Origin of the sequence: Ancylobacter gelatini (genome assembly GCF_022601675.1) — a bacterium.
GTDB lineage: Bacteria > Pseudomonadota > Alphaproteobacteria > Rhizobiales > Xanthobacteraceae > Ancylobacter > Ancylobacter gelatini.
In genome coordinates this window covers 36,137-54,959 of record NZ_JAKVIL010000011.1, presented here as the reverse complement: position 1 = coordinate 54,959, position 18,823 = coordinate 36,137, and the positions used below count along the sequence as shown (strand labels likewise).

Here is an 18,823-nt window from a genome sequence, read left to right as displayed (position 1 = left end):
GCTAGAAAGTGACTGTGGCGAAACCGTGCCGCCCAATCAAATTCGCTACAACAGCACCATTCATCGTCAGTTTTTTGGTTGATCGTGTCTTTGATGAAACACAAATCAGCCAATGACGAGGGTGTGACAGGTGGAGATGGGCGTCAGCGCAGCGCGGTCTGGCGTCCGCGTGTCGCGATCCGGGACGAGCCATCAAGGCCGAGAATCGCTTTCACCGCGGCGTTGGTGCCGTAAATATCCTCGCGCGACACCAGCTTGCCGGCGCCGTCGACATAGGTGGTGAAGTAGACCAGATGCACCGGGAAGCGACGCTGCAGGCTCACATGCTTCTCATTGCCGCCGAGCAGGCGAGAAATGCGCTTCTGGTCCCACTGGTCGTTGACGCCGAGACCGAACATCACTTCGGCGAACTTCATCGGCTCATGCACCCGCACGCAGCCATGGCTGAACGCCCGGCGCTCGCGCCCGAACAGCGCGCGGCTCGGCGTGTCGTGCAGATAGACCGAGTGCTTGTTCGGGAACATGAACTTCATGTTGCCGAGCGCGTTGCGCTCGCCGGGCGGCTGGCGGAACGAATAGCCCTGCGTGCCCCGGCTCCAGTCCACCGTGCCGGGATCGATGATGCGGCCATTGCGCACCACGTCGATGCCCTGGCGGTCCAGCGCGTAGGGGTCAGCCTGCAGCTTGGGCAGCATCTCGTTGCGAATGATGCCCGGCGGCAGATTCCATGACGGGTTGAACACCATGTACTGCATCTCGGCGGACATGATGGGGGTCTGGTTCTTCTCGGTGCCGACCACGACGCGCGTCTCATGGATCGTCTGTTCATTGACGACCACGCGCACCATGAATTCGGGGATGTTCACCATCACATAGACCGGCGCCACCTCATGGGGCACCCAGCGCCAGCGTTCCATATTGGCGATGATGTCGGGCAGGCTTTCACTGCCGGTGCCGTTGAGCGCAGCGAGCGTGCCGGGGCCCACAAGCCCGTCCGGCTTCTGGCCGGAGGCGGCCTGGAACTGGCGCACCGCATCGACCAGCATGTCGTCATAGCCGAAATCGTCCGGCGCGCCCTGCAGGCCGAGCCGCGCGCGCAGCAGCGGCACGCGCCGATCGCCATCGCCCGGCCGCAACGTCGGGCCGGGGGGAACCTGGGCAAGCGGCACGCCGCGCCCATCCGCGAGACGCGTGGCAAGCTGCATCTTCAGCAGCCGGTACTCGTCATATTGCGGGGCGAAGGACGCCATCACCGCCGATGTATTGGGCGAGGTCGCCACCAGCGCGAGCACCGCGGCCGCCTCCGGCGCGGTGGGCGTTGGGTCGACGAATTCGGGATTGATGCCCTTGGGATCGAAACGCCCGCTCTGAACGTGGCGCGCATAGAGCAGCGTGGTGGCCGCGAGGCGCAGTTCGGCCTCGGCCAGTTCGCCGTCGGAGGCATGGGCGCGCAGCGGTGGGACCACATAGTCGGCCGGCGCCAGCCCTTCCAGCGCCGACGCGGCGAAGGTGCCGAGCACGGCTGATCCGATCGCCGAATAGCCGCCGGCGGCGGTGAAAACTGGCTGATACTGGCGCGCGGCGTAGAAATCGGCGAGCGCCTGCGCCTCCTTCGGACTCACCACGAAGCGCCGCAGCTGGCTGCCAATCAATTCCGAGAGATAGCGCGAGACCATCAGCCCCTGCTGGGGCGCGGTAGCAGCCGCCGGCGCGCCGCTGGCGGGGGTGGAAGCGGTCGGGGTGCCAGTGCCGGGCGTGCCGGTGCCCAGGCTCGGAGCGCCGAAGCCGGGAACCGGCGGATTTGCAGTGGCGGAGCCCGTGGACGTCGGGCGCGCCGGCTGGTTGGCGGCGGCGGCCGGGTGATCCTGCGGGTAGGCCGGCATCGCCAGCACGGTGTCGAGCCGGTGGCGCGTGGAGCGGATGTCGAAGGGCGCGGGCGCATCGCCCGGCGCAGAAAGCGGGGCGGCACCTTCTCCGGCAGGCTGCGCCGAGCCACCATCATGAGTGCCGTTGCCGGCAGGGTCGCCCATGGCGATGGGGGCGCCCGACAAATCCTGCGCGCGCGCCATGCCGGACAGGCCCGTCCCGGCTCCCGGCAGCGCACCCGCCGTCAGAACCGCCGCAAGCAAGGCGCACGCCGTACCGGCAAGATACCGCCTCGCAAGCTGATCGACACGCCCGGCCATTGCTGTCTCCGTTCCCCGCCACACTATCTGAAAACGCATGAGGCTGGTACGCAGCCTCTTTGTCTCGGTTCGCTCTCTCCGGTTCAACTCACGAAACCGGCAAAGGTCCCATATCCGGCCGCGATGGCGCCGATGAAACAAGGCCGGAGAAGCCGAACGGAGAAGCAAATGCACTGTCGCAAAAGGTGGTAAAGGCGGTGTTAAGCATGAGCGGGGACAGCCGTTTGCGGACGGGATGACGCGGATGTGAGAACAGCGCTTGCCGCCACCTTCGCGATTCCTATAATCCGCGCCTTCTTTTTGGGGGAAGGACCCGGCAATGACCGAGCCGACGACGGCTGACGCGCAGCCGATCGCCATCATCATGGGAAGCCAGTCGGACTGGGAGACCATGCGCCACGCCGCCGAGACGCTGGAGGCGCTGGAGGTCGGCCACACCTGCCTCATCGTTTCCGCCCACCGCACCCCGGAGCGCATGTTCGACTTCGCCAGGGGCGCGAAAGCGGCCGGCTACAAGGCGATCATCGCCGGGGCTGGCGGCGCCGCCCATCTTCCCGGCATGGTCGCCTCCCTCACACCGCTCCCCGTTTTCGGCGTGCCGGTGGAGAGCAAGGCGATGCAAGGGCTCGACAGCCTGTACTCCATCGTCCAGATGCCCGCTGGCGTCCCGGTCGGCACGCTCGCCATCGGCAAGGCCGGCGCGGTGAATGCTGCGCTCATCGCGGCCGCCGTGCTCGCCCTGTCCGACCCGGCGCTGGCCGCGCGGCTGGACGCCTGGCGCGCGGCACGCACCGCCGCCGTCACCGAACAACCGGTGTGATCGCCATGCTCAAGCCCGGCTCCACTCTCGGCATTCTCGGCGGCGGCCAGCTCGCGCGCATGATCGCGCTCGCGGCCGCCCCGCTCGGCCTCAAGACCCATATCCACGCGCCGGAAGACGGCAGCCCGGCCTTCGACGTAGCGAGCGCGCATACCAGGGCCGCCTATGAGGATTTCGAGGCGCTGGAGCGTTTCGCCGCCGCGGTCGATGTCGTCACCTACGAGTTCGAGAACGTTCCGGTCGCGACGGCCGAATTCCTCGCCGCCCGCGTGCCGGTGCATCCGGGCGCGAGTGCGCTCGGCATCACCCAGGACCGGCTGGCGGAAAAGAGCTTCATCGCCCGGCTCGGCATCGAGGTCGCGCCCTTCGCGGCCGTCGACGACGAGGCTTCGCTGACAGAAGCGCTCGCCGAGATCGGCCGGCCGGCGGTGCTGAAGACCCGGCGCTTCGGCTATGACGGCAAGGGTCAGGTGATGATCCGCGAGGGTGACGATGCGGCAGCCGCCTTTGCCGCCATCGGTGGCCATCCCGCGATCCTCGAAGGTTTCGTGCCATTCATCCGCGAAGTGTCGGTGGTTGCCGCGCGCACCGAGGACGGGCGTTTCGCGGCCTATGAGGTGACGCAGAACGAGCATCGCCATCACATCCTCTACCGTTCCACCGTCCCCGCCGAGGTGACGCCAGCGGTCGCGGCGGTGTCGCATGAGATCGCGCGGCGCATCGGCGAGGCGCTGGGCTATGTCGGCGTATTCGCGGTGGAAATGTTCCTGGTGGTGGTGGACGGCACGCAGGGCGTGATCGTCAACGAGATCGCCCCGCGCGTTCACAATTCCGGCCACTGGACGCTGGACGGCGCCGTCACCAGCCAGTTCGAGCAGCATGTGCGCGCGGTCGCCGGCTGGCCGCTGGGCGCGGTGGAGCGGCTCGGCCATGTCGAGATGACCAATCTGATCGGCGACGAGGCGGAAAGCTGGCACGAGGTGCTGGCCGAGCCCGGCGCGCATCTGCACCTCTACGGCAAGGCAGAAGCCCGGCCGGGGCGCAAGATGGGCCATGTCACGCGCATTTTCTTCGAGGACGACGCCTGAGCGCGGCGCCGCCCTCGCTTGCACGATTGCCCGTTCTGCCCGGCCCGCCTCACGCAAACGTGCGGCGGGCCGGGTAATTTTCCGGCGCATGCCATCGTATCTGGTAGCGATCCCCCCTCAGCGGTGCTTCCTGACATGGCCTTCCTGCGCGAGCGCTCCGGCGCCTTCAGTCCCGAGAAGATCGTCGCCCTGCTGCTCGTGCTGGCCCCGCTTGGCTGGCTCGCGGCGCGCGCGCTCAGCGGCGGGCTTGCCCCGGCCGACCCGTTCGGCGTGGCGGGCGGAGCGCTGGGTGGTGGCGGTCTCGGTGGCGGCGCGCTTGGGGCCGATCCGGCGCTCGCCGCGCGCCCTCTGGTGGAGGCGATCCGCTATATCGGCGAATGGTCGATCCGCCTCCTGCTGGTCACACTCGCCATCACACCGGCGCGGCGGCTGTTCAACTGGCCGCGCCTGCTGGCCGCGCGCCGCACGCTCGGCCTTGGCGCGGCCTTCTATGTGGTGCTGCATGTCGGCTTCTATGTCGCCGATATCGGCGATCTCGGCATGGTGGTGCGCGAAATCGTGCTGCGCATCTATCTCACCATCGGCTTCATCGCCCTGGTCGGGTTGCTGGTGCTGTCCGCCACCTCGTGGGACGGGGCGGTGCAGCGCCTCGGCGCCGCGCGCTGGAATCAGATCCACATGCTGGTCTATCCGATCACCGCGCTCGGCCTGCTGCACTTCTTCATGCAGCAGAAGCTCGACGTGACGGAGCCGACGCTGATGACCGGGCTGTTCCTGTGGCTGATCTACTGGCGGATCGCGCAACGGTTCCAGCACGGAACCGGGCTGGTGGCGATGATAGTGGTGGCGGCCGCCGCTGGGCTCTCCACCGCGCTGACAGAGGCCGGCTGGTATCTCGCCGCCACCGGCATCGACCCGTGGCGGGTGCTGAACGCCAACCTCGCCTTTTCCTATTCGATCCGCCCGGCCTGGTGGGTGTTCGGCACCGGCATCGCCATCGCGCTCGCCAGCGAGGTCGTGCTGAAGCTGCGCCCGCTGCCGGTGCGCCGCGCCGCCCGCCCTCAGGTCACCAGCCGGGCCAGTTCGTCGGCCGCCTGAGCGGGGCTGAGTGCGCGCCAGCCGTCGAGTTGGTGGCGGAACCAGGTATCCTGCCGCTTGGCGTAACGGCGGGTGTCGGTGACGCCGCCCTCGATCGCCGCGTCGAGCGTGATCTCGCCGCGCAGATACCGGCGCAGCCACGGCACGCCGTGGGCCTTGAGGATGGTGCGGTCGGCCGGCAGGGCGCGCGCGTCGAGCGCCCGCACCTCGTCCAGAGCGCCCGCCTCGATCATCAGCTGGAAGCGGCGGCCAATCGTCGTGCGCAGCGCGGTGCGATCGGTGGCAAGGAAAATTCGCAATACGTCATCCCCCGCCAGAACCGGGGCCGAGCCCTCGTCCTCCTGCCAGCGGGCCAGCGGGCGGCCGGTCGCTTCGAATACTTCCAGCGCCCGCATCAGGCGCTGTGTGTCGGACGGGCGCAGCCGCGCGGCGGTCTCGGGATCGACGCGGGCGAGCCGCTCATGCAGCGCCGGGGCGTCGAGGCCGCTCATCCGCACCCGCTCGCGCACCTCCTCAGGGATCGCCGGCACTGGCGCCAGCCCCTGCGTCAGCGCCTTGAAATACAGCCCGGTGCCGCCGATGAGGATCGGCAGCCTCCCGGATGCGGACGCGTCATACAGCGCATGGCGGGCGTCCTCCACCCAATGCGCGACCGAATACTCCTCCGCCCCGTCGACATGGCCGTAGAGCGCATGCGGGGCGCGGGCCTCCTCCTCCGCGCTGGGCCGGGCCGAGAGCACGCGCAGATCGCGGTAGACCTGCATGGAATCGGCATTGATGACGAGGCCGCCGGCACGCTCGGCCAGCGCCAGCGCCAGCGCGGACTTGCCGCTCGCGGTCGGCCCTGCGATAAGCACCGCGCGCGGGCGGGATGAACTGTTCACGCGAAAATCCTCGCCTTGCTTTTCCAGCCCGCCGCCGCCCGCAACCCTGCGGGGCGCAGCCGCCCGAGCCTTACCATGTCGCACAAGACTTCCCACGTCGCCGTCCTGATTTCCAACCCGACGCGGCCGATGATCAGCCCCGAGCTGGTGGCCGCGATCCGCGCGCTGCTGCCGGGCGCCGGCGAGGTCCGCACGCTGGACGAGGGTATCGCTGCGGAAATCGGTTTTGCCGGCGGCGCCAATCTCGACGTGCTGCGGGCGATGGTGGCGCATCTGCCGCTCGACATCGCGCTGCTGCCCGCCACGGGACGGCGCAAGAAGCTGTTCCTCGCCGACATGGACTCCACCATGATCGGGCAGGAATGCATCGACGAGCTGGCCGACCATGCCGGCATGAAGGCACACGTTTCCGCGATCACCGAGCGCGCCATGCGCGGGGAGATCGCCTTCGAGCCGGCGCTGCGCGAGCGCGTGGCGTTGCTGAAGGATCTGCCGGTCTCCGTGGTCGATGCGGTGATGGCCGAGCGCATCCGCCTCACCCCCGGCGGCACGGAACTGGTGCGCACGATGCGGGCCCATGGCGCGCGCACGCTGCTGGTGTCCGGCGGGTTCACCCTGTTCACCAGCCGTGTGGCGGCGATGATCGGCTTCGACGCCCATCGCGCCAATATACTGGTGACCGAAGGCGAACGCTTCGCCGGTCTCGTCGAGGAGCCGATCCTCGGCCGCGAGGCAAAGCTCGCGGCGCTGGTAGAGCTGCGGGCGGAGCTCGGGCTCTCGGACGACGAGACGCTGGCTGTGGGCGATGGGGCCAATGACCTCGCCATGATCGGCGCCGCGGGACTGGGCGTCGCCTATCACGCCAAGCCGCAAGTGGCGGCGAGCGCGCAGGTGCGCATCGATCACGGCGACCTGACCGCACTGCTCTATCTGCAGGGTTATGCCCGTGAGGACTTCGTGACCGCCTGAACGCTCACGGCGCCAATGGCGGCGCCATGATCGGGCTAAGCAACACATCGGGCGCGATGTCGATCGGCGGCGGCAAGGGCGGTGCCGCCTGCGGCACGACCCGCTCCGCACCGGACGACGCGCCCGGGCCGCTCCCGGCAGCGGAGGGCTGAAGCGACATGGGCGGCGGCAGCGGCGAGGAACGCACCTCGCCCGCGCGCAGCGGCGCGGGCCTGGGGGCCGGATCGCGCGGGCGCATGCTGAAGGGCGTCGGCGCGGGTTTCGGCAGGGGAACGGTGACCGCGGGTGCCATCGCCGCCGGCGAGGCCGGGGGTGGAGCAGGCGCTGCCGCCGGCGCACGTAATGGCGCCTGCTGCGCGGGTGTCTGCGGAGCCGGAGGCTGGCGGCGGAACTCCTCCTCCAGCCGCCGGGTCTCGCGCTCCAGCGCCCGCATGTTGATCGCCGCGCTGAGCGCCGTCACGTCGACCCGCCGCTCGGGAGCGTCCAGGGAGCCGCGCCAGACCAGCGCCGCGCCGGGCATCGCCGCCTGTGGCCCGGCGGCCGGATCTTCCATATCCAGCGTCGCCTCGAAGGCGAGTTGCGGCAGGTCGAGCGCGCCGGACAGCGCGAAGCGCCGCGTGCCTTGCGAAAACCGCGCGGAACCGGAGCGCAATACGCCGCCAACCAGCCCGAGCGCGCTCTCTGCCTGAGCCAGCTTCAGCGGGCCGCGCGCAAGCCCTTCCTCCAGAACGCCGGTGATGCGGGCTTCGTCCGGCGGCAGACCAGCCTCGGTGGCGCGCATGGCATAGGCCAGCGCCTCGGGATCGGCGCCGGCGATCTCCAGCCCGCTCACAGTGAGGCTGCCCTGCCCCGACAGCGCGGCGACAATGGCGCGCGGCGAGCGCCCGGCGCCGGAAACGTCGAGATTGACGCTCGTCCGCCCGCTCACCCCCGGTCGCGCCGTGCCGGCAGCGCGCACCAGCTGGGCGATCTCGGCATCGTTCAGCGCCAGGTGGCCATCCAGCTGGGCGAGGTCACCACGCCGGCGCAGCTCGAACCGTCCGGCCAGCCGCCCGCCGGCCAGCGAGCCGGTGATCTCCTCGACCACGGCGGCGCCGTCATTGAGCCGCAGCCGCAGCTTCGCACCGTCGATCGCAAGGCCGGCCGGCAGGTCGAGCGTGGCGACCTCCAGCCGCACGCTCGCGCCGAGCGTGGCCAGCGGGGCGCGCCCAAATGCGCCGTCCGGCCAGCCGCCGGCTCTGCCCGGCGCCGGGGTGCCCGAGACCAGCGCCAGCGCGGTGGGCAGGCTCCAGCGCGCGAGGCTGAGCTCGGCGTCGATCGGCTGCGCCTCGCCGGGCAGATAGGCGGCGCGGCCATCGATCTTCTGGCCGCCCACCGTCCCGGTCAGCCCCTCGATCCGCCAGGTCTCGCCGTCGCGGCTGAGAGCGCCCTCGAGTGTCGCCGGCAGGCTGGCAATGCCGCCGAGCGCGAGCGGTGGAAACAGCCTCGAAAGGTCGGCGCCGTCGAGCTTCAGGGTCAGGTCGGGCTGCAACCGGCCCACCTCGTCGAAGGAGAAGGCGCCTCGCGCCGCGAGCTCGGCGCCAGCGAACAGCAGTTCGCCCTCGAACTGGCGGGCGAGCGTGACGTCGAGCCGGGCCGGGCCGAGCTTGGGCCGCAGCGCCGTGAGGCCGAGCCGCGAGAACAGCGCGCTGCCGTCGTCGATATTGAGGCCGAGCGTGCCGGCGAGATCGCGCCCGGCACCGAAGGTCGCCACGGCCGAACCCTCGACCACGCCGAGCCGGCCGCGCGCATCGAGATCAAGCGCGCCCTTGTCGGCGGTGAGCGTCAGCCCGACATCAACCGGCGCCAGCGTGGGGCCGAGCCGGGCTACCAGTTCCTCCACACGCGCCAGACCGAAGGTGCGCGCCAGCGCCGGCAGTCCGTCGGCCTTCGTGCCGGCCAGCCGCGCCTCGAACCGGCCATCCGCCCCGGCGGCTCGGCCAGCCTCGGGCGAGACCAGAAGGCCGGAGCCGGTGACATTGAGCCCGCCGAAATTTGCGAGCGCGAGGCGCTGGATCGACAGCCCCTCCGGTGTGGTGGCGAGCGCGAGGTCGATCTGGCCGGCATCGACGCCGGCGAGACGCACACGGCGACCCTTGAAGCCCAGCGCGACATCGAGCTTTTCGCCGCTCATGGCCAGCAGCCGGCGCACCGGGACCAGAAGCGGATCGAGATCGACGCCCTCGGCCGCCAGCGCGGCATCAACCTTGCCGCGCCCGCCCGGCGGGAAGGCATAGGCGCCGCCGCCGGTGAGCGTCATCGTGCCGACAGAGAGGGTCGCCGCGTCGAACGCCACGCGCTCCGGCGCGATCGCGATGCCGCCGGTCAGCCGCGCCGCTCCGGCGGGCAAACCGGCCAGAAGTGTCGGCGCTTCCGGCGCGGCCCAGCCGGCGAAGGCGGCCAGGTCCTCGGCCGAAAGATCGATGGTGCCGGCGAAGAGTTCGTCTCCCGCCCGCGTGTCGCGCGTGCCCGGCAGCGCCCCGGCCAGCCGGATGCTGGCACGCCCCGGCAGGCGGGCCTCCAGCGCGCGGGCGCTCCAGCCCTCGCCGCTCCAGTCGAGCCCGGCCTTGACCTCGCGCATCGCCGCGCCGGACAGCAGCACCGTGTCGCTGGAAAAATCCAGCGCGCCGGTGGCGGCGACGCGCGACAGCGGCGCGAGGGTGGCGGCGACCGCGTTCAGCACGGCGAGCGGGGCAGCCTTGCCGGCCGCGGCGGACAGATCGAGCTGGCGGGCGCCCAGCGCCAGTTCCAGCCGCGAGCCGGCGCCGAGTTCCAGCGGACGGGTGAGCCGCGCATTGCCGTTGAGTTCCACCGGGTGCTCGCTGGCACCGAGCCTGAGGGCGAGCTCGCGCGCCTCGACCAGCTCCGGCGTCGCCGCGACCGTCGCGGAGAGGCTCCAGCCGCCGGCGGGGGCACTGGCGACGCCGCGCAGCGCGGGCGTCTCGCGCGGCTGCGTGGACAGCGAGGCCGTGGAAAGCGACGCCTTGCCCTCGAAGGCGGGCACGGCCCCGGCGATGCGCAGCACGCCGTCGACGTCGAACGCCATCGGCGTATCGAGCCCCTGCACGGTGGCGCGCAGCCTGGCGCTGCCATCGGGCTCAAGGCCGGAGAGCGCGAGCCGCAGCCGGCGCTGGGCCCCGCCGCTGCCGATCTCGCCCTCAAGCTTGAGCGGGCCGCGCAGGCTGCCGAGTTCACCGGAAAGATTTGCCCCCGCGAGGCGCAGCACGTGCCCGCTTGCCCGGTCGCGCAGCTCCAGCGCGCCGTCCTCGATGACCAGCGCGGCGATGGAAAAGGCCGAGAGGTTCCCGCCAGCCGCCAGCCGGCGCAGATCGTCGAGGTCGAGGCTCAAAGCCGGCCGTGCCAGCGTCAGCCGTTCGGCGACGAAATGCCCGCGCATCAGTTCGCCCAGCGAGAAATCACCGCGCAGCTCGCCGACCGAAAGCTGCGTCGCCGCCCCCGGCGCCCCGACCGCGACCTGCTGCAGCAGCAGCTTCGGCGCGGGCAGAAGTTGCACGTCGATCGCGCCGCCAATGGTCACCGGCACGCCGATCCGCGTGCTCGCCTGCTCCTCGATGACCGAGCGGAACTGCGTCCAGTCGATAAGGAACGGCGCCGCGAAGGCGGCGGCGATCACCAGGATGACGGCGCTTGCGACCGTGAGCAGAAAGTTCTGCACGCCTCTCCTCCGGGTCGTCCGGTACTCGCGCTCGACCCGCCGGCGCGGGAGATACCGACGGACCTCTTACCTAGAGCCCTTCCCGCTCGGATGGAACATCCGAACAATCAGGAAGTGCTCTGGATTCAAATAGCTGGAGCAATTCCTCTTCGATCAGGTGATTCCATCTGATCGGGACACGCTCCAGAGCATAAACCGACTATGCGTGCAAAAACGCCGTAGCGCGATGCGCGGCCGGCGATTCAGGGCCGCCGCATCAGGGAAGCTTGCCTCAGGGCAGTATCTTGCCGGGATTGAAGATACCCTTGGGGTCCAGCGCCGCCTTGATGGCCCGCATGGCGTCGAGCGCCGCGGTGCCGTGCTCGGCTTCCATGTATTTGCGCTTGCCCTGCCCGACGCCGTGCTCGCCGGTGGCGGTGCCGCCCATGGCCAGCGCGCGCTTGACCATGCGCGACATGAAGTCCTTCACCTTGGCGATATCCTGCGGGTCTTCCATGTCGACCAGCGTCACCGTGTGGAAATTGCCGTCGCCGACATGGCCGACGATGGGGGCGATCAGGCCCATTTCCTCGATGTCGCGCTTGGTCTCGTCGACGCATTCGGCAAGGCGCGAAATCGGCACGCAGACATCGGTGGCGATGGCGCGCGCGCCGGGCTTGAGCGGCAGGCAGGCCCAATAGGCATCATGGCGCGCCTGCCACAGCTTGGAACGCTCCTCCGGCTTGGTCGCCCAGACAAAGGGGCCGCCGCCATATTCGGACGCGATCTCGCCGAAGCGCGCCGCCTGTTCCGCGACGCCGGCCTCGGTGCCGTGGAACTCCACGAACAGGGTCGGCTGCTCGGCGAGGTCGAGCTTGGAATAGGCGTTGCACGCCTTCACCTGCACCTCGTCCAGCAATTCGATGCGCGCCACCGGCAGGCCGGACTGGATGGTGAGGATCACCGCGTCGCAGGCCGAGCGAATGGTGGGGAAGGCGCAGACGCCGGCGGAAATCGCCTCGGGAATGCCCGACAGCTTGAGCGTCAGCTGGGTGATGATGCCGAGTGTGCCCTCGGAGCCGATGAACAGGCGGGTGAGGTCGTAGCCCGAGGACGACTTGCGGGCGCGCGAGCCGGTGGAGATCACCTCGCCATTGGCGAGCACCACGGTCATCGCGATGACATTGTCCTTCATCGTGCCGTAGCGCACCGCATTGGTGCCGGAGGCGCGGGTCGCGGCCATGCCGCCGAGCGAGGCATCCGCGCCGGGATCGATGGGGAAGAACAGGCCGGCATCGCGCAGGTGCTCGTTGAGCTGCTTGCGGGTGACGCCGGGCTCGACCACGCAGTCGAGATCCTCCGGGTTCACCGCCAGCACGCGGTTCATGCGCGACAGGTCGATCGAGATGCCGCCCCTGGGGGCGTTGATCTGGCCCTCCAGCGAGGAGCCGGCGCCGAAGGCGACCACCGGGACACCATGCTCGGCGCAGGCGCGCACGGTGATTTGAACATCCTGCGTGCTCTCGACGAACACCACCGCGTCCGGCGCCTCATTGGGCAGCCAGGTGACGCTGTTGCCATGCTGCTCGCGCACCGCGCGCCCGGTGACGAGCCGATCGCCGAAATGCTTGGCCAGGCTGGCGATTACCCGCTCCACCGCCTCGACCTCACCCTCCGCGCGCGGGCGCTCCGCCACCAGTTCCGCCATGCCTTCCTCCTGAGCAATCCAGCCCGCCGGGAGGCGGGACAAGACCGCTTACACCTTATCGAACGGGGGTGCGAGCCCGCCGCGCGGCTGACCGCGGCGATTCGAGGGCACAAAAACCCTCGTCTCGCAAGATTTTCGTCATTCAAAGGCCATCAGCCTAGGTGACGACTGCATGAAAAGTCGGCACAATGCTTTTCAATAAGGCAGCGCGGACCTCGCGCTCATAATAGCGGGAACGGTGTCATGTTGGACGGGATCGACTTCGAGCCCGTGTTTTTCGCCCCTTTCGTCTCGTCCGTGATGACGGTCGAGCCGGCTTGGGTCGATTATAACGGGCAGCTCAATTCAGCATATTACGGCCTTCTGTTCGACCGCGCGGTCGACGAGGCGGTGTTCCTTGTGGGCCTTGGCCCGCATCTGGTCGAGAGGCGCAGTGCCTCCTTCTTCACGACCGAAGCCCATCAGCGCTTCGTACGCGAACTCCGTGCCGGGCAGGAGGTGCGGGTGACGCTCCGCCTGATCAATTATGACGACCGGCGCATGCATCTGTTTCAGGAAATGCACCATGCCCGCGAGGGCTGGACCGCGGCCACCTGCGAGCAGATCGCCCAGCATGTCGACATGGGCACGCGGCGGGTCTCGCCGTTCCCGGACGAGGTGCTGGAACGGCTCGCGCTGATGAAGGCGGCTCACGGCGCGCTGCCGGTGCCCGACGGGCTCGGCCGCCCGGTGAACATGCCGATCAGGCTGTCCTGACCGGCTGAACGCTCCGCGACGACGGAGCCCTTGGCTCGCGCATGCAACAGGCGCGGGCCAGCCATGAACATGCCCCTCTTCTTGTGCAGCGCAAAAAGTCTATGTTTTCGCACATAGAAACGTCGCTCCATGTGCAGGAGACACCTCATGGCAACCGCTTTTTTTGCCCCGACCCATCTCGCCCCCACCTCGTCCGCTCGCGCGGCCACGCCCTCACGCGGTTTCTGGGGCCGCTTCCTCGACCGAGTGATCGCCGCGCGCTTCGCGGAAGTCGAGCGTGAAATGGCCCGCTATCGCCATCTCGGCTTCAACCCGGACTCGCCGGTGCTGAAGGACGTGTTCGGCGACCAGAACCGCGCCGGCTGAGCCCGAAGGCTCAGGCCTTCGGACGCCCGGTATCGGCGCTGAGTTCCAGCGTGGTCCAGCCCTCGATGGTGCGCCGGCGCACGAGGTGAAGCCCCTGCGCGCGATAGGCGGCAAGCGCCGCGTTCGCGTGCGAGGGCAGCAGCCCCGACAGCACCAGCGTGCCGCCCGGCGCGAGCAGCGGGCGCAGGCCGCGCGCGATGCTCTTGAGCGGTGCCAGCAGGATATTCGCCAGGATCAGGTCATAGGGCCCGCGCGCAGCGAAATCGCTCGCGGACAGGCCCGGCGCGTGCAGGAAGGTGATTTCCGGCGCGGCGCGGTTGGCGCGTGCATTGTCGCGCGCCGTCGCCACCGCCACCCGGTCAATGTCGCTGGCGAGGATCGGGCGGTGGAACAGCCGCGCGGCCGCCATGGCCAGCACGCCCGTACCGGTGCCGACATCGAGCGTGCGCGCCGGCCGGCGCCGCTTGCCGAACGCCGCGATGGCGGCGAGGCAGCCCTTGGTGGTGCCGTGATGCCCGGTGCCGAAGGCGAGCGCGGCCTCGATCTCGATGTCGATGCGGTTGGCGGTGAAGCGGCCGCGATCATGCGAGCCGTGCACCACGAACGGGCCGACCTCGACCGGCGCCAACCCTTCCAGCGAGGCGGCCACCCAGTCCTTCTTGTCGAGCGTCGCGAACACCGCCTCTTCCGCCGCCTGAGGCGAGACGAGGGCGATCAGCTCGCGCACGCCGTCCTCGTCCGGCGCCTCGGCGAAATAGATCTCGATCGCCCAGGCCGAGCCCTCGGCGCGGTTCTCGATCTCGAACGCGCTGGTGGCGACCTCGGCCGGATCGAAGGTCTCGCCGATGAACTCGGCGATGGAGAGCGCCTCGCTCTCGGGAACGCCGACACGCATGATGTGCGTCGCGCCGTTGGGCGGCAGTCCTTCGAGCATGGCGGGGCCTCGTGATCGGTTCAGAGCGGCTCGCGCTCATGTGCCAGAGCCGGGCGCCGAACGCCAGTGCCCCGGCAACGGGCCGCGTCACGCCGCACGGATCGAACAGGCCGGCGGCTCACGCCGGGTCCATCAGAAGGCGTGCAGCTCACGCCGCCTGGACGAAGCTGTCGACCACCTTCTTCTCGCCGGCCTTGTCGAACTGGACGGTGAGCTTGTTGCCTTCCACCGCCACCACCTCGCCATAGCCGAACTTCTGGTGGAACACCCGTGCGCCGAGCGGGAAGGCGGATGGCGCGCCGGTCGACTTGGCGATGAGCTCGCCCTCGATCACCCGGCCCGCCCCACGGGAGGTCGCCGGGTTGTAGCGCCCGGCATTTTCCGCGAAGCCGCCGAACTGGCCCTCGCGCTTGCTCTGCTGCGCGCGCTGCCAGCCGGGGGTGGAGTAGGAGGAGCCGAAGGTCTCGGCCTTGTCGAAGCGGCTGGGGCCGTAGCCATAGCGCCCGGCCTGACCGCCCCCCCAGCCATGGCCGCCGCGCGATTCGGTCACCTCGACATGGGCTTCCGGCAGCTCGTCGAGGAAACGGCTCGGCACGCTGGACTGCCACATGCCATGGATGCGCCGGTTGGACGCGAAGAACACCTTGGCGCGGTGGCGGGCGCGGGTGACGCCGACATAGGCGAGGCGGCGCTCCTCCTCGAGCCCGGCGCGGCCCTGCTCGTCCAGCGCGCGCTGGTGCGGGAACAGGCCCTCTTCCCAGCCCGGCAGGAACACGGTCTCGAATTCCAGCCCCTTGGCGGAATGCAGCGTCATGATGTTGACCGCATCCTGCCCGGCGGCACCCTCGGCATCCATCACCAGCGAGATATGTTCGAGGAAGCCGATCAGGTTCTCGAACGGCTCCATGGAGCGCACGAGTTCCTTCAGGTTCTCCAGCCGGCCGGCGGCGTCCGCCGAACGGTCCTTCTGCCACATCTCGGTATAGCCGCTCTCGTCGAGCACGATCTCGGCGAGTTCGTGATGCGGCAGGCTCGCCATCTGCTGGCGCCAGCGATCGAAGGAGCCGACCAGATCGCGCAAAGTGAGCCGCACCTTCGGCTTCAGCTCCTCGCTGTTCACCAGGTCGCGCGCGGCCTCGACCAGCGGCACGCCGGCCGCGCGGGCGTGGTCATGGATCTGGCGCAGCGCCGCGTCGCCCAGCCCGCGCTTGGGCACATTGACGATGCGCTCGAAGGCTAGGTCGTCGGCGGGCGAGGCGATGACGCGCAGATAGGCCAGCGCGTCGCGGATTTCCGCGCGCTCATAGAAGCGCGGGCCGCCAATGACGCGGTAGTTCAGCCCCAGCGTGACGAAACGGTCCTCGAATTCGCGCATCTGGAACGAGGCGCGCACCAATATGGCGACCTGCGAGAGCGCCTGTCCGCCCCGCTGCAAATCCTCGATCTCCTCGCCGATGGCGCGGGCTTCCTCCTGGCTGTCCCACGCCCCGGTCACCGTGACCTTCTCGCCAAGCGCGCCTTCCGAGAACAGGGTCTTGCCGAGCCGGCCCTCATTATGGGCGATCAGATGCGCGGCGGCGCCGAGAATATGGCCGGTCGAGCGGTAGTTGCGCTCCAGCCGCACCACGGTGGCGCCGGGGAAATCGCTCTCGAAGCGCAGGATGTTGTCCACTTCGGCGCCGCGCCAGCCATAGATCGACTGGTCGTCGTCGCCGACGCAGCACACATTGCGCGAACCCTGCGCCAGCAGGCGCAGCCAGAGATATTGCGCGACGTTGGTATCCTGATACTCGTCGACCAGAATGTAGCGGAAGCGCTTGTGATACTCGGCGAGCACGTCCGGGTTCTCGCGCAGCAGCCGGATGCCCTCCAGCAGCAGGTCGCCGAAATCCACCGCGTTCAGCGCCTTGAGCCGGGCCTGATAGGCGGCGTAGAGTTTTTGCCCACGCCCGTTCGCGAAGGCGGCGCCCTCGCCGGCCGAGACCTGCGAGGGCGTGAGGCCGCGATTCTTCCAGCCGTCGATGGTGTTGGCCAGCAGCCGCGCCGGCCAGCGCTTCTCGTCGATGTTCTCGGCCTGCAGAAGCTGCTTCAGCAGCCGGATCTGGTCGTCGGTGTCGAGAATGGTGAAGCCGGACTTCAACCCGACCAGCTCGGCATGGCGGCGCAGCATGCGCACGCCGATGGCGTGGAAGGTGCCGAGCCACGGCATGCCCTCCACCTGCTCGCCGACCATCGCGCCGATGCGCTCCTTCATCTCGCGCGCGGCCTTGTTGGTGAAGGTGACGGCGAGAATCTGCGAGGGCCAGGCGAGACCGAGCGAGAGAATATGGGCGATGCGGGTGGTGAGCACACGCGTCTTGCCGGTGCCCGCGCCGGCCAGCACCAGCACCGGCCCTTCGGTCGCCTCCACCGCCGCGCGCTGCTCCGGGTTCAGCCCGTCGAGATAGACCCCGCTCCCGCCGCCCCCGCCCGGCGCGGCCATGGCGCGGGCGCGGGCCGCGATGCCGCCGGCCTTCGGCACGTAATCGGTCCCGCCGCCCGAGGCGGCGGGCACGTCGCCGCGCCCCTGCCCGGCGCGGGCCGGCAGGTCGAAGGGGATGTCGGACGCGTCGTCGCGTCCCTGCCCGGCGCGGGCCGGCAGGTCGAAGGGGATGTCGGACGCGTCGTCGCGCGGCGTTTGCTCAGGGTCGGCCACAGGCCCGCTCGGTTTCATCGGCTGATTCATATGAGAACAAAATGGCACCGCCATGCCCATTTGGCGAGACTGCGCGGTTTTTGCACAGTCTGGCGGGAAAAGCGCGCGTTCTCAGGGCCGGCGCATCGGGACGGCGCTCGGCGAGCCGGGCTCCGGCGACTGGCCGAACCATTTGCGGTGAATCTCCGCGAGCCGGCCATCTTTCTTGAGCGCGGCAATGGCGAGGTCGATCTTCTCGGTGAGCGGTGAGCCCTTGGGCAACATCACCGCATAGAGATCATGGGTCGGCAGGCGCTCGATCACCGCAAGGTCGCGGCGCGTGAGCAATTGATAGATCAGCACCGGCAGGTCACCGAAATAGGCGGCGATCTCGCCGGCCTGGAGCTGCCGCAACCCTTCATTGACGCCGGTGGAATAGCTGATGGCGCCGAAGCCGAAGGTGCGGGCATTCGCCTTCACCCATTCCTCATTGGTGGTGCCGGGCTCGACCCCGATGCTGCGCCCCTTCAAATCGCGCAGGGAGCGGATGCCGGAACTGCGCATCACCACGACGCCCTGCGAGGTGCGATAGAAGGGCTGCGAGAAATCGAAGCGGCTCGCCCGTTCCGGGGTCACGGTGATCGAGCAGATCGCCGCCTCGATCTGCCCCCGCTCCAGCGCCCCGAACAGATCGCGGAACGGCATGATGTCGAACTCGACCTTCATCCCCAGCCGGCGGCCGATCTCCATCATCAGGTCGATGTCGAATCCCGCGAGCCGGCCCTGCGGATCCGTGAACTCCCACGGCTCGTTATTGACCACCGTCCCCACGCGCAGGACCCCGTCGGCCTGTCCAGCGGACGGAACCGCGCAGGCGAGCGCGAATGCGCCCGCGAGAAACAGGCGCCTCGATGTCGGGATCATCGGGTCTCCATACAAGGCAGCGATTGACGCGTGGATCGTTCGCTCCGATGCTGAGGCAATCGCCTCCCCCCGTCCAGCCGGACTTCCGACATGACCTCAGGCCTTTACCTCATGACGGCGCTCGCCGGCGCGCTCTATGTGCTGCTGCCGGGCCCTGCCTTTCTGGCGCTTTTCTCGCTGTCCGCCTCGCGCGGCCGGGCCGCGGGCGCCCGCTTTGTCGGCGGTCATCTCATCGGCGATATTTTCTGGGGAACATTGGCCTTCGCCGCCATTATCGGGGTCAACCAGCTCGGGCCGACCCTGTTCGACCTTCTGGGAATCGGCTGCGGCCTCTATCTGTGCTGGCTCGGTTACAGGGCGGTGACGGCGCGCGAGGAACACCTCGCACCGGTCGGCGCCAGCCGGCCGCTGGTGACGGGCGTGCTGTTCGGCCTCACCAATCCCAAGGCCTACCCGGTGTCGGTGGCGATGTTCACCGCGCTGACCGCGCAATATGCCACCAGCTTCTCCTGGGACGCGGCACCTTTCCTGCTGGCGTCCGCCATCGCCGGCTTCATCGCCGCCGACATCCTGTTGATCTGGGCCGCCGGCCTCGCGCCGGTGCGCCGGCTGTTCCTGCGCCACGGGCTGATCATCACCCGCATCACCGGGCTGATGTTCATCGCCTTCGGCGCCAAGTCGCTGGTCGACGCCGGACGCGGCATCGCGGCCCGCAACTAACC

At 69.4% G+C, this 18,823-nt stretch carries 14 protein-coding genes; 7 read left to right on the top strand and 7 right to left on the bottom strand.

Going from position 1 to position 18,823, the window contains the following annotated elements:
* Positions 1-143 precede the first annotated feature (143 nt).
* On the bottom strand, positions 144-2,129 hold the full coding sequence (locus MKI84_RS17310) for a L,D-transpeptidase family protein (RefSeq protein WP_241621503.1): 1,986 nt from the start codon (positions 2,127-2,129) through the stop codon (positions 144-146).
* A gap of 376 nt (positions 2,130-2,505) precedes the next feature.
* Between MKI84_RS17310 and purE the strand changes: the two genes are divergently transcribed.
* From purE to MKI84_RS17295, 3 genes are all read left to right on the top strand, one after another.
* Positions 2,506-3,006 carry a 5-(carboxyamino)imidazole ribonucleotide mutase gene (gene purE / locus MKI84_RS17305; protein WP_241621502.1) on the top strand — a complete coding sequence of 167 codons (501 nt, stop codon included), beginning with the start codon at positions 2,506-2,508 and terminating at the stop codon, positions 3,004-3,006.
* A 5-nt stretch (positions 3,007-3,011) separates the two neighbouring features.
* Complete coding sequence (locus tag MKI84_RS17300; protein ID WP_241621501.1) at positions 3,012-4,094, top strand: 5-(carboxyamino)imidazole ribonucleotide synthase; 1,083 nt, start codon at positions 3,012-3,014, stop codon at positions 4,092-4,094.
* Between the two features lie 135 nt (positions 4,095-4,229).
* Positions 4,230-5,192: a protein-methionine-sulfoxide reductase heme-binding subunit MsrQ gene (locus tag MKI84_RS17295; protein WP_241621500.1), complete on the top strand. Its 963-nt coding sequence runs from the start codon at positions 4,230-4,232 to the stop codon at positions 5,190-5,192.
* Here the strand turns inward: MKI84_RS17295 and miaA are convergent.
* Positions 5,156-6,076 carry a tRNA (adenosine(37)-N6)-dimethylallyltransferase MiaA gene (miaA, locus tag MKI84_RS17290; RefSeq protein ID WP_241621499.1) on the bottom strand — a complete coding sequence of 307 codons (921 nt, stop codon included), beginning with the start codon at positions 6,074-6,076 and terminating at the stop codon, positions 5,156-5,158. The two genes, MKI84_RS17295 and miaA, sit on opposite strands and share 37 nt — an antisense overlap.
* Before the next feature lie 75 nt (positions 6,077-6,151).
* On the opposite strand from miaA, the gene serB reads away from it, so the two are divergent.
* Positions 6,152-7,045 (top strand): phosphoserine phosphatase SerB, encoded by an 894-nt coding sequence (gene serB, locus MKI84_RS17285; RefSeq protein ID WP_425353858.1) that lies wholly within the window; start codon positions 6,152-6,154, stop codon positions 7,043-7,045.
* Positions 7,046-7,049: 4 nt separating this feature from the next.
* On the opposite strand, the gene MKI84_RS17280 is transcribed toward serB, so the two are convergent.
* Complete coding sequence (locus tag MKI84_RS17280; RefSeq protein WP_241621498.1) at positions 7,050-10,760, bottom strand: AsmA family protein; 3,711 nt, start codon at positions 10,758-10,760, stop codon at positions 7,050-7,052.
* Between the two features lie 271 nt (positions 10,761-11,031).
* The gene (locus MKI84_RS17275) at positions 11,032-12,447 is read right to left on the bottom strand and encodes an FAD-binding oxidoreductase (protein WP_241621497.1); all 1,416 of its coding nucleotides are present in this window, start codon (positions 12,445-12,447) and stop codon (positions 11,032-11,034) included.
* 243 nt (positions 12,448-12,690) lie between these two features.
* Here MKI84_RS17275 and MKI84_RS17270 point away from each other — a divergent pair, with 243 nt between their 5' ends.
* Positions 12,691-13,203 carry a thioesterase family protein gene (locus MKI84_RS17270; protein ID WP_241621496.1) on the top strand — a complete coding sequence of 171 codons (513 nt, stop codon included), beginning with the start codon at positions 12,691-12,693 and terminating at the stop codon, positions 13,201-13,203.
* Between the two features lie 147 nt (positions 13,204-13,350).
* On the top strand, positions 13,351-13,569 hold the full coding sequence (locus MKI84_RS17265; RefSeq protein ID WP_241621495.1) for a hypothetical protein: 219 nt from the start codon (positions 13,351-13,353) through the stop codon (positions 13,567-13,569).
* A gap of 10 nt (positions 13,570-13,579) precedes the next feature.
* Here MKI84_RS17265 and MKI84_RS17260 read toward each other — a convergent pair whose 3' ends face one another.
* From MKI84_RS17260 to MKI84_RS17250, 3 genes are all read right to left on the bottom strand, one after another.
* Entirely contained in the window at positions 13,580-14,503 is a 924-nt protein-coding gene (locus tag MKI84_RS17260; RefSeq protein WP_241621494.1) for a 50S ribosomal protein L11 methyltransferase, read from the bottom strand.
* Positions 14,504-14,651: 148 nt separating this feature from the next.
* On the bottom strand, positions 14,652-17,216 hold the full coding sequence (locus MKI84_RS17255; protein WP_245404843.1) for an ATP-dependent helicase: 2,565 nt from the start codon (positions 17,214-17,216) through the stop codon (positions 14,652-14,654).
* A gap of 93 nt (positions 17,217-17,309) precedes the next feature.
* Positions 17,310-18,101, bottom strand: coding sequence for an ABC transporter substrate-binding protein (locus MKI84_RS17250; protein WP_241621492.1), 792 nt, complete (start codon positions 18,099-18,101; stop codon positions 17,310-17,312).
* A gap of 90 nt (positions 18,102-18,191) precedes the next feature.
* Between MKI84_RS17250 and MKI84_RS17245 the strand changes: the two genes are divergently transcribed.
* Positions 18,192-18,821, top strand: coding sequence for a LysE family translocator (locus MKI84_RS17245; protein ID WP_241621491.1), 630 nt, complete (start codon positions 18,192-18,194; stop codon positions 18,819-18,821).
* The last annotated feature ends 2 nt before the right edge of the window (positions 18,822-18,823 follow it).